Source organism: Helicobacter bilis ATCC 51630, from assembly GCF_000686565.1.
In the GTDB taxonomy this organism is placed as follows: Bacteria; Campylobacterota; Campylobacteria; order Campylobacterales; family Helicobacteraceae; genus Helicobacter_A; species Helicobacter_A bilis.
The window spans coordinates 156,448-171,415 of the sequence record NZ_KK365988.1; the positions used below are offsets into that span (position 1 = coordinate 156,448).

A 14,968-nucleotide genomic window follows, 5' to 3' on the forward strand; every position below is an offset into this window, starting at 1 on the left:
GATTAAACATGAATGACACACAAGAATTTCAAAGAACAACAATAGCAGAAGTTACACAAGAAAACACGCCCACAGATTCCACACCACAAGAAAATACAGAATCTAAAGCAGATTCCACACCACAAGAAAATACAGAATCTAAAGCAGATTCCACACCAACAGAAGCTACACAAACCACACAAAGAGAAAGCATTACAGAGCAATTACATAACGCCATGCAAGAAGTGGATAAACAAATAGCCCAAGAAGTAAAAGATAAAAAAGCAGACTTAACAAGCCCAATAAATCCCCCACAAAGCATAACCCAAGCTGATAAAGACAGGCTAGAAAAAGTTTATACAGATATGCAAAACGCACTCACACAGAATGCAAACTTTATTATTAAAACAGATTTGAGTTTAAGGGGCATTACTGAACTCATTGCTATTATGCGTATTTTAAATGATTTTTATCTCTATCATGTAGAATTGCTTAAAGACAATAAAAACAGCATTGAGGTAGCAGTCATTGACATTGAAGCGATGAATAAGAGATTTAGCGAAATGGTGAGACTTGCAAACAGCTACATCATGCAAGCCTTAAAAGAAATGGATAACGCAAACGCTACATCACTAGCCCTGCGTAATGAGATAGAAGCCCTGCATGATGCTTGTCAGCTAGATTTAGCCGATACAAAAAACACCATGCAAAAGGTAAAAGAAACCTATGAGAAATTACAGCTTATAGAACATAACATAGGGAATTTAGAACAAGCCATAGAAGAGTTTAAAAGGCTTACAGAGAATAATGAAAGCCTTTTAAATGATATGCGAGATTTCTTAAATACAGAGTTAAATAACGCCATTGCAGCTTTAATGCTAAAAAAAGAAGAGTATGAAAGAGATTTGCAAGATAATTACACAGGTTTGCAAGAAGCCTTTAATAAGCTTTTAGCTCAACTCCAAACACAAGCCCAAGATTTCATAGTAGAATCAAATCAAATAAAAACAGACACAATAAATGAGATAAATTCTGTTGCAAACAATAGACTCCAAGAAGTAAAAGCCCTTGATACTGAAGTAAATGCGAGACTTACAGCCTTGCGTGATGAATCTTTACAAGCCCTAGATACAAAGAAAACAGAGGGGCTTTTAGAGTTAGAGACAAAGGCAAATGAGTTAGCCACTGAATGTAATACAAAAAAAGAGTTATACCTGCAAGCAATCACAGATTTAAGCGAAAAAAGCTTAGAATCTATCACAGCAAAAGGCGATGAGAAAAAAGCCGAACTAGAAACCCATACGCAAAATTTCATACAAGAAGCAGAAAATAAAAAGCAAGAGATAACAAATACGCTAGATTCTAAAATTCCTATCATTTTTGCAAGTATAATCAATAGCTTCTCTCGCACAAACTTTCAAAAAACCTAGCCCAGATTCTGTATTTTAGAATTTAAGCTTTGATGAGTTTATATTTTATATTTTTAGATACTTCACTCAAAGATTTAAACATGACAAATATTTGCAGTTAGATAAATATTTTCAGCATGACATTGCTAAATTTTAGAATCTTTTATTATCCACACCCCAATCTATCTATTAAGATTCCATAAAAATAACATTACTCTAAAATAATGCTATAATCTATAAAAAACGCAAGGAAAGGATAAAGCATGTTGATAAAATTTAATGGCATTACGCCTAGTGTTGGTAAAGATGTGTTGATATGTGAGGGGGCAAAGGTTATTGGCGAGGTAAGCATTGGCGATAATGCGTCAATTTGGTATAATTGTGTGTTGCGTGGCGATGTAAATTACATTAAAATTGGTAAAAATACAAACATACAAGATTTAACCATGATACATGTATGGCATAGAGAAAAGGGCGAGGCTGAAAGCGGTTATCCCGCGATTATTGGCGATAATGTTACCATAGGACACAGCTGCGTTATCCATGCGTGTCATATTGAGGATAATTGCCTTATTGGCATGGGTAGCATTGTGATGGATGGTGCTAGGATTGGTAGAGATTCTATCGTTGGGGCGGGAGCGGTCGTTACAAAAGGTAAAAAGTTTCCGCCAAAATCACTCATTCTTGGGAATCCAGCGAAATTTGTGCGAGAACTTAGCGAAGAAGAGATAGAAGAAATAGCAAATTCAGCCATTCGCTATGTGGAGTTTAAGAATCAATATATGTGAGTTTGTGAAGTAAATTGTGCGTAGATTCTAAAGTTGGCATACCTTTTGCTTTTACTATCTCAAATTTAAACTAAGGATAGTTAGCATGATGAGATCACTCTATACTGCGACAACAGGAATGTTAGGGCAGCAGTTACAAATCGACACGACTTCAAACAACATTGCGAATGTGAATACAGTGGGCTTTAAGCGACAAAGAGCAGAGTTTAATGACCTATTTTATCAAACATTGCAGTTTGCAGGCACACAGACAAGCGAGACGACACTCACGCCAACAGGTATTGAAGTGGGTGTGGGTGTGAGAACGGGAGCGATTAATAGAATCTATTCTCAAGGCAGTCCAAAAGAGACAGAAAATCCGCTTGATGTAGCGATTATGGGTAAAGGATTTTTCCCCATACAGCTTCCAGATGGCAATATCGCTTATACAAGAAGTGGGAATTTTAAGCTTGATGATCAGGGTAATATCGTTACTTCAGAGGGCTATCTAGTCCAGCCACAAATCACCGTGCCACCAGAAGCACAAAGCATAAATATCGGTGCAGATGGCACTGTGAGTGTTACACTTGGTAACAACGGACAGGCGGAGGTTTTAGGGCAGATTCAGCTTGTGAATTTTGTGAATCCAGCCGGTTTGCATGGCTTAGGCGATAATCTCTATATGAATACAAACGCAAGCGGTGAGCCAATAGAGGGCATAGCTGGACAAGATGGCTTGGGACAGATTCGTGCGGGATTTTTAGAGTTAAGCAATGTGCGTTTAGTATCTGAAATGACTGATCTAATCACAGGGCAAAGAGCGTATGAAGCAAACTCAAAAAGCATTCAAACAGCAGATTCCATGCTACAAACGGTAAATGGCTTAAAACGATAGGTTAGATAAAGTTTAATCTCATATTTCTTTATAACTTGCCTTGATAGCAAAGTGGCTTGTTAGAATCTATGGGATTATAAAGTTCGCTTTGCCCTAAAATACAGCGATTGCTATGCAAGAATGTAAATAAGATTCTTTGTATAGAGATTATAGTCTCTATACAAGCATTCATGTTTCAAGGTATTCGCTTTTTTTATTATACTCTTAGACAAGCAACACTTTTAATCAGAATCAAATTAATGTGGCTCCATAAGCAAAGTAACTTCAATGATACAACACACTTAAAAACTATATGCTAAAATTACCTTTGGAAAAGAATACAAAAAAGGCAAACAATGGACTACAAAAAAGCATTTTATAGCAAATTAGAGGAGTGTTATCTTGGTGCAAAGATAAAAGCCTATGAAAAGGCTCATACGGCACAAAATACACAAAGCAATACAGGCAACACACAAAGCGGTTTTAGCAATCTTTTAAGCATAAAAGAGCAGTATTTTTCCCACATAAAAGCCTATCTAGATTCTGCCATCTCAAATGATGGTTTTAACTCACACGATCTTTACAACAAGCTTTACACTTTCTTTGAAAGCTATCTCAATGAAAGCGGCACGCCATTTTTCCACGATACGCCGCTGTATAAAAACATTTATGCGAAAGTCTATACCAATTCTAAAGATACAAGCCTTTTTTATAAAACAAAAGACTTATACTATGTCAAAAGTGATACGCTTTATACTAGCCTTACCTTAAGCGATGAAAACGAGCTAGCCCAAATCCACTTTGATACAAGTGAATATAGGCAAAATGCTGATAATACCAAGCGAAAGCTTATTTTCAAACTTGATAAAATCGAGCAAACAAGCACAGATACACAAGATTCTATACCCACCATTTATATCAAGGTTTTAAGTCAAAAGGATTTATTCCCAGAACTTAATGCCGTGTTTAAAGAAAATAGCAACGAGTTGAGCGAAGATTTTATAAAATCCCTGAAAGCACATAAATTTCCCCTAGATGAAGCACACATAAAAAAGCTTTTTGCAAGTTATAAAAAGCAAAATGAAGTAGATTTTTTTATCCATAAAAATGCAAGGGCGTTTTTACAAGAGCAGTTTGATTTGTGGGCATATCATTATCTTTTTAAAGATAGTGAGATTCAAGAATGGAATAGAGACATCATCGCTCATTTATCAAAAATACGCAATATAGCCCTAGAGGTTATTAAACTCATTGGGGATTTTGAAGATGAGCTAAAGGCTGTGTGGCTAAAGCCTAAATTTGCAAAGAAAGTAGAGTATGTTTTTAGTATTGATATTATCAAGAATGCAAAATCTCAAAATTCCCTTATAGATTCTATCCTTAATGATAAAGGCTTTGAATCTCAAATCAAAGAATGGCAAGAACTCAATCTCATTAATGAAAGCTTTAACAAAGAAGACTTTATAGATTTTTGCTACTCTTGTCATATTGAAGAAACACAAATTACAACTAAAGAATCTAAAAACAACAAATATAGCTATTTACCCATTGATACAAAGCATTTTGAATGTGAGACAAAATATAAGATTCTAAATGCCTTTGAAGATTTAGAATCTATCCTTAATGGTGAGCTCATAAAAGCGGATAATTTTCAAGCCTTAAATTCCCTAATGCCAAAATATCAAGGCAAAGTGGATTTGATTTATATTGACCCGCCTTATAATGCTCCTGCAAGTGAAATTATCTATAAAAATAATTTTAAAGATTCTACTTGGCTTAGTATGATGGAAAATCGTTTGAGATTAGGTAAGGAATTTTTAAGTCAAAGAGGGATTCTTACTTGTGCGATTGATGAAAATGAGCAAGAAAATTTAGGATTACTTTTAAGCGATATTTTTTATGAGTATGAAAAAACTTGTGTGAGTGTTGTGCATAATCCTAGTGGCACACAAGGTGATAATTTTTCATATAGTAACGAATTTGCTTATTTTATGTATCCAAATATTAAAAATATTATTCAGGGAGTAGCTAGAGATGAAAAAGATGTAAGAAACTTTAGAGATGTTACAGGTTCAGAATCTTTAAGAACTGCCGCTAAAAATTGTTTTTATCCTATCTATGTAAAAGATTCTAAAATTGTTGGTTTTGGTGAAGTATGTAAAGATGATTTTCACCCAACCGCAAATGTTACTAGAGAGGATGGAATAATTGAAGTTTATCCCATAGACCCGCAGGGGATAGAAAGAAAATGGAGATTTGCAAGACAAACTATTGAAAATATTAAGAATGAATTGTTTGCTACTTTTCTAAAAACACGAAATGTTTGGGACATAAAAAGAAGCAAAGATACATTTAATCCTAAAACAACTTGGTTTGATAGTAAATATTCTGCAAATAATTATGGGGTGCAAATTTTGAATAATATCCTACCAAACAATGAATTTGACTACCCAAAATCCATTCATACCGTAAAAGATTCTATTTATTTGGCAAGTAAGGAAGATTCTGTAATTTTAGATTTTTTTGGTGGGAGTGGCACTACTGCTCACGCAGTTTTAGAGCTTAATCGTGAGGGTACAAATCGTAAATTTGTGCTAGTAGAGCAAGGGGAGCATTTTTATAATGTGATACTCCCACGTATTAAAAAAGTAGCCTTTAGTAGCGAATGGAAAAATGGAAAGTTAAAAGATGATAAGCAAGTAAAGCCTCTGAATATTGCTTTTAGATACTATGAATTAGAATCCTATGAAGAGGCATTAGCTCATTGCGAATATGTGCTAAGTTTTTGTCATCCTAAATCCTCTCTTTGTCATACTGAAGCGTTAGCTGAAGTATCTCAACAGGGCAATAAAAGAGATATTTCGGCTTCGCCTCAATATGACAATGAAATCTACAAAGGCAAAGACTATGCTAAATGTGAAGCAATACTAGATTATCGTAAATCTCGAAAACTTATTGATAAGCTTAGCAAGGGAGAAAGAGTGTGTTTAGATATGCACACAGAGTATAGAGAGGGCTTTGATATTTTTCAGTCTATGGCAAATCTAATGGGTTGGAAAATCAAGCGATTGTTTTTAGATTCCAATGGCATAGAATCGTGTGAATTTGATAATGGAGAAATTATCTCTTTAAACACTTTAGATTTACACAAATACCCAAAATTGAAAAATCTCATATGGTGGGAGTAGAGGAATGGGCGAAAACGAAATTTTAGAAAACATTAAAGAAGAAATGCAAGATTTGCAAATAGAGCTTAGCAACATCTTGAATAACCATGAAAAAAGTGCGGATTTTTGGCGTTTTATTTATGTTACTCTCATATTTACATCAATTTTTGCTTTATCTATTTCTTTATCATCTTCTAGTCAAGCTGTTACTGGTTGGTTATTAAATGTTATGGGTGAGGTTATGATAGATATATTGAGTATTGCTTCAGGAGCTATCACAGTTATTCTGATTTTTTTAAGTCCAAATGAAAAATATTTATCTCACAAGAACACAATTAATAAATTAACCAAGCTAAAAGATGAAATTAAAATATTTTTAATTAATCAAGAGGATAATATTCAAGAGTATAAGGATGCATTAGCTAGTTTTTATGATGAAAAAAATGCAATTTTAGAACATTCATTGCCTACTTCAAATTCTGTGTTAGTATCTATAAAAAATTTTTTCATAAAGTAAAATCTATGCCAAACATCCTCCTCTACACCACACAAGATAAAAAGATCAAGGTTGAACTCTATGAGCTTGGGGAGAGTGTATTTTTGGCTCAAGATTCTATGGCAAAACTTTTTGACACCTCAAAATCTAGTATAAGCGAACATATCACAAATATCCTAAAAGATGGGGAATTGCAGGCAAATTCAGTTATTCGGGAAATCCGAACAACTGCTAGTGATGGCAAATCCTACAAGGTAAAATTTTATTCCTTAGAGATGATTTTAGCCGTGGGCTTTCGTGTCCGTAGTAAAAGGGGTGTGCAGTTTAGAATCTGGGCAAACGAACATTTAAGGAGCTATTTACAAAAGGGCTTCATCATTGATAGTGATAGACTTAAAAATCCAAATGGCAGAAGCGATTATTTTGATGAGCTGTTAGAGCAGATTAGGGATATAAGGGCGAGTGAAAAAAGGTTTTATCAAAAAGTGCGAGAGCTTTTTGCTTTGAGTGTAGATTATGACCCAAGCGATAAGGCAACGCAAATGTTTTTTGCTCAAACACAAAACAAGCTTTTGTATGCGACTACGCATAAAACTGCAGCGGAACTTATTTGCGAGCGAGCTAATGCTAATGAACTAAATATGGGGCTAACAAGCTGGAAAGGCAATATTGCGCGTAAAGGCGATGTGATTGTGGCGAAAAATTATCTAAAAAAAGAGGAGCTAGATAGTTTAAATCGTTTAGTTAATGTGTTTTTAGAATCTGCAGAACTTAGAGTGAAAGATAAGCAAACTTTGACTATGGACTTTTGGAGGCAAAATGTGGATTCTTTGCTCACCTTTCAAGGAATGCAAATTTTAAAAGATAATGGCAGTATCTCTAACGCACAAATGGAACAAATCGCTTATGAACAATATCAACTTTTTGAGGCACAACGAAAAAAAGAAGAATTGCTGAAGGCGCAAAAAGAAGACGAAGAAATTTTAGAATCTACCTATAAAACACTTAACACGAGAGCAGGAAAATGACTAAAAAGCAATCACTGATTTTAAAAGATATTACAGACAAAAAGATTCACTCTTATAACGATCTTTTTGAAAGCCTTGATTTAATAAGCTTTAATGGCAGTATTAGTCTGCAAGAGTATCAAGTAGCGGCGTTGCAAAAGGCATTATGCAGTTTAAAGCTGTATAGGGATAATGCAAAAGAGCTATGCTATGAATACAAACAGGCTTTTAAATACAATGCTATAAAATTAGATTCTAAAAAAGGCTTAGATATAAAAGAGTTTTGCAATATGGCAAGCTTTTGGATGGCAACAGGCAGTGGCAAAAGTATTGTAATGATAAAGCTTATAAGCCTTATGCAAAAACTTATGAAAAATGGCGAGATAGAATCTAAGCCAATAATGCTACTTGTGCCTAATGATAAGATTTTACATCAGTTTAAAACACATATACAAAGCTTTAATGCGTATCAGCCGATACAAATCACTTGCAAAGAGATAAAAGCTTATGATAATCAAAGTTTGCTAGGCTTTGAAAATGTCGTGTTTCTTGGCAGAAGTGATTTGCTAGATATAAAGGAAAATGTCGGTAAAGATTCTAAGGCTAAAAGACTAAATTATGATGATTTAATGCGTGAAAAAGGCTGGTATATCTTGCTTGATGAAGCACATAAGGGCGATAGCAAAGATTCTATAAGAAAAAGCTATATAAGGGACTTAGCAAAAGGGCGAGAAAGGCAGGAGTATCCACACGGATTTATCTTTAACTTTTCTGCGACTTTTGATAATGATATAGAGCTTTTTACTTGTGCTTTTAACTACAATTTAGAGAAGTTTAATAATGATGGCTATGGGAAAAATATCGTGGTGCTAGATAGTAATCTCAAAGCCTTTAAAGATTCTAAGGTGGATTCTAGTGATGAAAAACTAGAGCGGATACTAGAGAGTTTTATCCTTTTTGTGGGGATAAAGCAGGAATTAAAAAGCTTAAAAGCAAGGTTTGAAAACTTGCATTATCATAATCCTTTAATCATCGCTGTGGCGGATAAAGTCAATACCAAAGATGCGGGGATTAAGCTGTATTTTGAAGCGATTATGAAAATCTTACAAGATTCTAAAGATATAAGCGGGATTGCAAAAAACTTAGCAAAAAAACTAGAATCTAGTAATATATATTTTGCTGAAAACGAGATGAATAAAGACTTTTTAGAGAGACTTGCAAAAGTGGATTCTAAAGACTTAAGAGAGCAAATCTTTTATGCCAAAGAGGCTTCAAGTCTAGAGTGCTGTAAGATTAAGGGAAATAATAAAGAACTTGCCTTTAAAAGTAAAAATGCGACAAAACCCTTTTTGCTTTTAAATATCGGTAGCATTAAAGAGTGGGAGAAAAGCTATCTTGATGGGCTAGGCATTGAGAGTGGGGAGGATATGGCAAAGGGGTATTTTGAAGAGCTAAATCATAGAGAATCGCCCATACAAATTATGATGGGAAGCAAGGTGTTTAGCGAGGGGTGGGATAGCAATCGTGTGAATTTCATTAACTTTATCAATATCGGTAGCAAAAAGGCAAAAAAATATGTCCTGCAAACCATAGGGCGAGGGGTGAGAATTGAGCCTTTTAAAGATGTCCGCAAACGACTAAAAGCAAGTGATAAGCTAGAGTATAACACAAAGGATTCTTTAGGTGATGGGAGTTTGGGGGTTGAAAGTGTGTTTATTATGGCGACAGAAAATGAAGCGATTGAGTGGATTTTAAAGGGGCTTGAGGGCTTTAGATTCCAAAGTAAGCTTACAGGCTTTAAGAGAAATAAAACGCTAGAGCCACTGCTTGTGCCAAGCTATAAAAACTCTCATAAAAGCAATAAAACTTTTGTGATTTCACATTATGATTTTGAGAGATTAAGCAAATATATAGAATCTTATGATGAAGATATTTTGCTTGTATCAAGTGGGATAAATAGAGCGGATTTAGGCTTTAGCACTTTGCAAAAGATACAGCAAAAAATGCGTGATGAAGCAAGTGTAAGCTTAGAGATAAAGGGCAATATGCCAAAGCTTAAACCACAAAATGCCCTGCATAGTATGGATAGATTTTTCCACACACCTTTGCTAGAGTTAGAAAAGTTTGTGCCTTGTGAAGATAGCATTACGCATTTTAAAGATTTTATGCTAAGTGGTGATGGACTAAGTGAAGCGATTATAAAAGAGATGAATAAAGCAGTTAAAGAATTGACACAGAGCAAACAAACTAAAAGCATAGATGAGCTTAAAAAAGAGTTTGAAAAAGGCAAAATCTCACTAGATGAATACACCGAGCAAATCCAAGCTAAACCAACACAAAGAGTAGAAAAACATAGCTATGTTATCACGGCAGAGCTAGCAAAGCACTATTATAGCCCTATGGTTTTAGAATCATATAAAGATTCTGCAATCCATATTAACTATGCTATTAGTGAAAGAAGTGAGATAGAATTTTTAGAGGATTTGCAGAAATATTTACAAGATTCTAAGAACGCATTTAAAGATTATGAGTGGTGCTTTAGCAAGATTGTAGAAACAAAAGATTCTATATTTATCCCCTATTTTGATACGCAAAGCCAAGAGCAAAGGAAGTTTTACCCCGATTTTATCTTTTGGTTAAAGCATAAGCAAAGCGGGGATTATAAAATCATTTTTGTAGATCCTAAGGGCTTAAGCTTTGAAGCAAACGCAAGGGATAAATTGCAGGGCTTTAAAGAAGTATTTTGTAATAAAACGCTAGATTTTCAAGGATTAGATATAGAGGTGGATTTGTATTATTACAATAAAGAATCTAATGTGCCAAAGGATTTTAGTGGATATGTTGTCTCGAGAGTTTGTGATATTTTAAAGAAAAATTGCGATTAAGACCTTCTTAAACATAAGTTTTTGTTAGATAAAAACTTCATGCAAGATATGCAATGTGTTTTATAGTTTATTTTTTGTGAGCGTTAATAAGCTAAACAATTCTTGTGAAATACTAGCCTATTTGTTAGTCTAGCGGTATTCAAAAAATGGCTTTGATAGTTTTTACAATGACAACAATATTGCTATTGATACAATCAGATCTAAGACACTTATTTTGCATTAAAAGATTAAGCAGGCAATAACAACTAATGCAAGATTATTCAGCAAAAGTTCTTACACCCTCTCCGCAATCTTTCTTCCTACATATTCGCCAATATATGCACCCGCAATACCCCCAGTTAATACACCAACACCCGGTATCACCGCACCACAAACAATAGAGAATCCGCGCGCTACTACAAATCCACCTATAATGCCACAAGCATTCTTTTTGATAGATTGCAGGCATTCCTTATTTGTTGTTTCACCTTTTTGCCATTTTAAAATGTCATTTGCAGAGTTCATTGCGATTTGTGTGCCAAGCTTAAAAGCTGTTGTGCCAAAATTTTTCATAAGATATAAGGCTTTATTGCCACTATGTTGTATCATCGCGTTAGCTGTGCTTTTATTTATCTGTGTGGTTAGGATATAAGTTAAACCCTCCTTACACGCATTTAATGTCCCATGAAAAATGGCTTGTTTCATGGCGACTTCTTTCCCCTTTTCTTTTTTATTGTTACAATAAGCTAAGGTTGTGCTTACACCACCGGCTACACACGCAACAATACTAGCATTTTTATATATATTTGCATTTTTAGAAACATTCGCACTTTTTAGAGATTTTATCATGGCTATATTCCTTTATTGGAGTTTTTAACATTATAATCACATTTTGCAAATTATTTTATCACTTCATGCCATATTTTAGGCAGTGTAATTAAACTTAGATTCTAAAGGTTAGATATGTGGAGAAGCACATCTATATTTATTCAAATTAGCATTTTGTTTGCCATTGCGTTTGCTAGTTTCCTAGCAGTCTCACTTTTTTATGTCAAGGTGCAGCCGGGCATAGAGAGTATAAAGCAGTATAATATCATCGTTGCAGCCATCGGTAAAATGCGTCAATATAATGCAAGTGTGGAGGGCATAAAAAGCTTTCTTGAAGAAGAGAATTTTTATGAAGTGCCTATAACAGAATACATGCAAGAGAGGATAGCACAAGAGCCAGCACCTCATCCGGGCAGCTTTAGCGTGAGTGTCATACAAGATGGGAATGATATATTTATTGCCTTGCGGACTATGGATAATTTTGTTGTCTATCAAGATCCTATTGCATTTAATTGGTCTAAATATCACATGCTAACCTTTATGGGTGTGCTTATTCTAGTCATTATTTATATTACACTTATGAAGCGACTAATGCCGCTTAGCCATATTAAAAATGAAATAGCGATTATGGCAAATGAAAATGAGATTCGACCTATTGTTTGGGGTTCTAAAAATCAAGATGAAATAGGTGAGTTGGTGCGTGAATTTAACCATTCTGTTGAAAAGCTAAAAGCAGTGGGTGAGGCAAGGACGCTTTTTTTACGATCTATTATGCACGAGCTTAAGACACCGATTACAAAAGGGCGTATTGTAGCGGAAATGGTTATGGATTCTAAACAAAAGCAGAGATTGTGTGGCGTGTTTGAAAGACTTAATTCACTTATTGATGAGTTTGCAAAAATCGAGCAGCTAGCAAGTAAGAATTATATGACAAAAAAGATAGAGATTCCCCTACAAGAGATTGTAAAAGAAGCTATGCAAATGCTACTTATTGATTCTAATAATAATGACAATATAGTGTTTTTGCACCATGATGACTTGGTGAAAGTGGATTTTCATTTATTTACATTATGTATTAAGAACTTGCTTGATAATGGCATAAAATATAGCATAGATTCTAAAGTGATTATAGAATCTAGGGGCAAAGACTTGATTGTAAAAAATAAAAGCGAAAAGTTAAAACTTGATGTAAATGAATATTTTAAACCTTATTTTAAAGATATTAAAAATCCACTCTCACAAGGTTTTGGCTTAGGCATGTATATCGTAAAAACAACGCTTGACACACAAAACTTTGAATTGGAGTATTTCTATGAAGATGGATACAATATGTTTGTAATAAAAGATTGCATTGTAGAGAATTTTTGCCGTTTGGACAATGCCTTGAGAGATTAAAATCTAGGTTCTATTTTTATTAAAGCGGTGTTTTGCAGTGATTATTTAGAATCTCGTTCTATTTTTACATTCTGTAAGTCCACTACCGCTCCAATGAAATAGAATCTAGATTTACATCCTCTGTATCTTTGATTTTTGAAATAATATTAATCGCATTGCCTATATGACTATTGCCCTCTTTATCGCTTTGACTTAGGGCGTTTAGATTACTTGCATTTGCGATTACTTGCATTAATTGCGTATAAATATTTGCCCTTTGTATGTTTGCATTATCTATAACGCTAATCTTTGTTACATAGGCTTGAATGACGCTAATTATTGCTTCACTTAATGCCTTTGTAGCTTCTGCCTTTGCCCTTATAACATTTATTTCTAACTCCACCCTTTTTTGATATAAGCTAAATTCTAGCTCTTTTTCTCTTTGCATCATCTCTTGTAGTTTCAAAGCATTATTACATGCAATCTCAAATATCTTTATATCTAGTTGGGCTTTTTCATTTGGGCTTAGATTTACCCTATCTACTTCTTTTAGGAAAAAGGAATTATAGATTTTGTTTTGTATTTCGTTTAGGTTTTCAAAAAATTGATGTGTGTCTAGCATGTTTAATCCTTAATTTATAGATAACAACAAAAAGATATAAAACGGCTTGATTTAATTTGTAGATTTGAAGTATAATTTGTTACCGCTTAAACTACCAACTTAAGCGGTAAATTTCTCTTTTCTAGCAAGAGTTAGAAAGGAGAGTTTGATATGTTCAACAAAGTCATTATAATAGCTTTCTTGCTATTTGTGCTTTTTGTTAGTATCGCATATTAACAAATTCTTTTAAATATTACAAATTGTCACATGCTAGGTATAACAGAAAGGAGGCTTTAAGTTTAACATGTTTTTACAAATAAATCAAAAATCCTTTTTTATTTGGTGTTATGCCTTTATTTCGTTACTTTACTTTGACCGCCCTTGTCATTTTGAGCGTAGCGAAAAATCCCTTTTGCAAATAAAAAGATGTTTGGGCTAACGCCTCAACATGACAAGTATTTCTAAGCTAGATTCTAAGATTTGCAACTTGCAAAGTAGAATCCATTCGCTGACCGCAAACTAGAATCTTTAAAGCGTGAAGTATTTTTGATGAATTTTTGCGGTTTTCGAGTGAAAGGCGAAGGGAGTGTATATTAAATACATGACCGAGCCCTTGAGCGAAGAATCCGCAAAAAGACAAACGCTTACGCTAAAGGGGTTAAGCGAACAAACCCCTTATCCCCACTACTTCCAAAACTCGTAAAATTAATCCGTATGCTATCCCCTGCCCTAAAGAATAATATTATATGCTTTTTCTGTCCCTCTCGTGCGATTTTATAGCTATTGTTATAATCCTGCCAACCAACACCCCGCCAACCTTTCCAAGTAATATCGCCGCTAAAATCTCTATCAACATGCCAATAATACCTATAACGCTTCGTATTAATCCCCTCTAAACTACCACTTCCGCCAACGACTGAAAAATTCTTATCCTTGTGGTTTAGGTTTATAAAATTCCCCCTATTGCCATTTTGTGAGAAGTAGTTATCATAAGCGTTTCCGCTACCATGATGATTCCAAACATAATGCCCCTCTGTAAATGTATGTCTCAAATTCTCGTTTATATCCCCACTTCCCCCCTGCATTTGTGCTAAGAGTAAAAAGCTTCTGCCTGTGTTGTTTGTGATGATGTGTTCTGTGGTTTGTGCTGTGCCGGTGATGAGTTGTTCGGTTACTTGTTGCATTTTAATCCTTTTATATAAGCTTTCATCTTGTGGTAACATTTTAACGATTTACCCTTTTTTATGGACCATAAAAAAGGGTAAAAACATTAAAAGCCTACCATCAATCTTGGAAAGCTAGTTTGTTTCCTGCATGGTTTTAAAATCAAACTAGATCTTTAAAGCGTGAAGTATTTCCCACTTGTTGCCCCAACAGATTCTAAAACTTGCAAATTGCATAATCAAGGCTGAATCTTTAAATTAATAAAATATATCCACACTTCCCCCCGCTCCAATACTTACATTTATGCTAGTCTCACTCTCTGGTATATCTACAATACTAAACTTCATTTCCCCAAACTGCCCATTTCCCCCTGCATTTCCTGCCCCACCTTGTGCGGTTACAAAACTACCAAAAGAAGAGGGTGTGCCTCTTGTTGTA

The 14,968-nt window shown here is 34.5% G+C and carries 13 protein-coding genes; 8 read left to right on the plus strand and 5 right to left on the minus strand.

The window, feature by feature from the left end:
* Positions 1-8: 8 nt before the first annotated feature.
* From T368_RS0112370 to flgG, 3 genes are all read left to right on the plus strand, one after another.
* Complete coding sequence (locus T368_RS0112370) at positions 9-1,409, plus strand: coiled-coil domain-containing protein (RefSeq protein WP_004086931.1); 1,401 nt, start codon at positions 9-11, stop codon at positions 1,407-1,409.
* Positions 1,410-1,651: 242 nt separating this feature from the next.
* Positions 1,652-2,176 (plus strand): gamma carbonic anhydrase family protein, encoded by a 525-nt coding sequence (locus T368_RS0112375; protein ID WP_004086932.1) that lies wholly within the window; start codon positions 1,652-1,654, stop codon positions 2,174-2,176.
* Between the two features lie 85 nt (positions 2,177-2,261).
* Entirely contained in the window at positions 2,262-3,050 is a 789-nt protein-coding gene (gene flgG, locus T368_RS0112380) for a flagellar basal-body rod protein FlgG (RefSeq protein WP_004086933.1), read from the plus strand.
* A 28-nt stretch (positions 3,051-3,078) separates the two neighbouring features.
* Here the strand turns inward: flgG and T368_RS15815 are convergent, their stop codons facing one another.
* Positions 3,079-3,222 carry a hypothetical protein gene (locus T368_RS15815; protein WP_155116646.1) on the minus strand — a complete coding sequence of 48 codons (144 nt, stop codon included), beginning with the start codon at positions 3,220-3,222 and terminating at the stop codon, positions 3,079-3,081.
* 163 nt (positions 3,223-3,385) lie between these two features.
* On the opposite strand from T368_RS15815, the gene T368_RS0112385 reads away from it, so the two are divergent.
* From T368_RS0112385 to T368_RS0112400, 4 genes are read left to right on the plus strand one after another with little or no spacing between them, the layout of a single operon-like run.
* Entirely contained in the window at positions 3,386-6,217 is a 2,832-nt protein-coding gene (locus T368_RS0112385; protein WP_004086934.1) for a site-specific DNA-methyltransferase, read from the plus strand.
* 4 nt (positions 6,218-6,221) lie between these two features.
* Positions 6,222-6,713 (plus strand): hypothetical protein, encoded by a 492-nt coding sequence (locus tag T368_RS0112390; protein WP_004086935.1) that lies wholly within the window; start codon positions 6,222-6,224, stop codon positions 6,711-6,713.
* 5 nt (positions 6,714-6,718) lie between these two features.
* The gene (locus tag T368_RS0112395) at positions 6,719-7,720 is read left to right on the plus strand and encodes a virulence RhuM family protein (RefSeq protein WP_004086936.1); all 1,002 of its coding nucleotides are present in this window, start codon (positions 6,719-6,721) and stop codon (positions 7,718-7,720) included.
* Complete coding sequence (locus T368_RS0112400) at positions 7,717-10,584, plus strand: DEAD/DEAH box helicase family protein (protein ID WP_004086937.1); 2,868 nt, start codon at positions 7,717-7,719, stop codon at positions 10,582-10,584. The genes T368_RS0112395 and T368_RS0112400 overlap by 4 nt, the downstream gene beginning before the upstream one ends.
* 273 nt (positions 10,585-10,857) lie before the next feature.
* On the opposite strand, the gene T368_RS0112405 is transcribed toward T368_RS0112400, so the two are convergent.
* Positions 10,858-11,412, minus strand: coding sequence for a hypothetical protein (locus T368_RS0112405; RefSeq protein ID WP_004086938.1), 555 nt, complete (start codon positions 11,410-11,412; stop codon positions 10,858-10,860).
* 114 nt (positions 11,413-11,526) lie between these two features.
* Between T368_RS0112405 and T368_RS0112410 the strand changes: the two genes are divergently transcribed.
* Complete coding sequence (locus T368_RS0112410) at positions 11,527-12,786, plus strand: ArsS family sensor histidine kinase (protein WP_004086939.1); 1,260 nt, start codon at positions 11,527-11,529, stop codon at positions 12,784-12,786.
* An 82-nt stretch (positions 12,787-12,868) separates the two neighbouring features.
* Here the strand turns inward: T368_RS0112410 and T368_RS0112415 are convergent, their stop codons facing one another.
* The 3 genes from T368_RS0112415 to T368_RS16065 all read right to left on the minus strand — a co-directional run.
* Entirely contained in the window at positions 12,869-13,387 is a 519-nt protein-coding gene (locus T368_RS0112415; RefSeq protein WP_004086941.1) for a hypothetical protein, read from the minus strand.
* A 623-nt stretch (positions 13,388-14,010) separates the two neighbouring features.
* Positions 14,011-14,550: a hypothetical protein gene (locus T368_RS0112420; RefSeq protein WP_004086943.1), complete on the minus strand. Its 540-nt coding sequence runs from the start codon at positions 14,548-14,550 to the stop codon at positions 14,011-14,013.
* Between the two features lie 237 nt (positions 14,551-14,787).
* Positions 14,788-14,968 (minus strand): hypothetical protein (locus T368_RS16065; protein WP_027338534.1); only part of this gene is annotated, 181 nt, incomplete at its 5' end.

Excerpts from the sequence above, each read along its gene's own strand:
- T368_RS0112370 (WP_004086931.1), top strand. The coding sequence starts at position 9 with ATGAATGACACACAAGAATTTCAAAGAACAACAATAGCAGAAGTTACA.
- T368_RS0112375 (WP_004086932.1), top strand. The coding sequence starts at position 1,652 with ATGTTGATAAAATTTAATGGCATTACGCCTAGTGTTGGTAAAGATGTG.
- flgG (WP_004086933.1), top strand. The coding sequence starts at position 2,262 with ATGATGAGATCACTCTATACTGCGACAACAGGAATGTTAGGGCAGCAG.
- T368_RS15815 (WP_155116646.1), bottom strand. The coding sequence starts at position 3,222 with ATGAATGCTTGTATAGAGACTATAATCTCTATACAAAGAATCTTATTT.
- T368_RS0112385 (WP_004086934.1), top strand. The coding sequence starts at position 3,386 with ATGGACTACAAAAAAGCATTTTATAGCAAATTAGAGGAGTGTTATCTT.
- T368_RS0112390 (WP_004086935.1), top strand. The coding sequence starts at position 6,222 with ATGGGCGAAAACGAAATTTTAGAAAACATTAAAGAAGAAATGCAAGAT.
- T368_RS0112395 (WP_004086936.1), top strand. The coding sequence starts at position 6,719 with ATGCCAAACATCCTCCTCTACACCACACAAGATAAAAAGATCAAGGTT.
- T368_RS0112400 (WP_004086937.1), top strand. The coding sequence starts at position 7,717 with ATGACTAAAAAGCAATCACTGATTTTAAAAGATATTACAGACAAAAAG.
- T368_RS0112405 (WP_004086938.1), bottom strand. The coding sequence starts at position 11,412 with ATGATAAAATCTCTAAAAAGTGCGAATGTTTCTAAAAATGCAAATATA.
- T368_RS0112410 (WP_004086939.1), top strand. The coding sequence starts at position 11,527 with ATGTGGAGAAGCACATCTATATTTATTCAAATTAGCATTTTGTTTGCC.
- T368_RS0112415 (WP_004086941.1), bottom strand. The coding sequence starts at position 13,387 with ATGCTAGACACACATCAATTTTTTGAAAACCTAAACGAAATACAAAAC.
- T368_RS0112420 (WP_004086943.1), bottom strand. The coding sequence starts at position 14,550 with ATGCAACAAGTAACCGAACAACTCATCACCGGCACAGCACAAACCACA.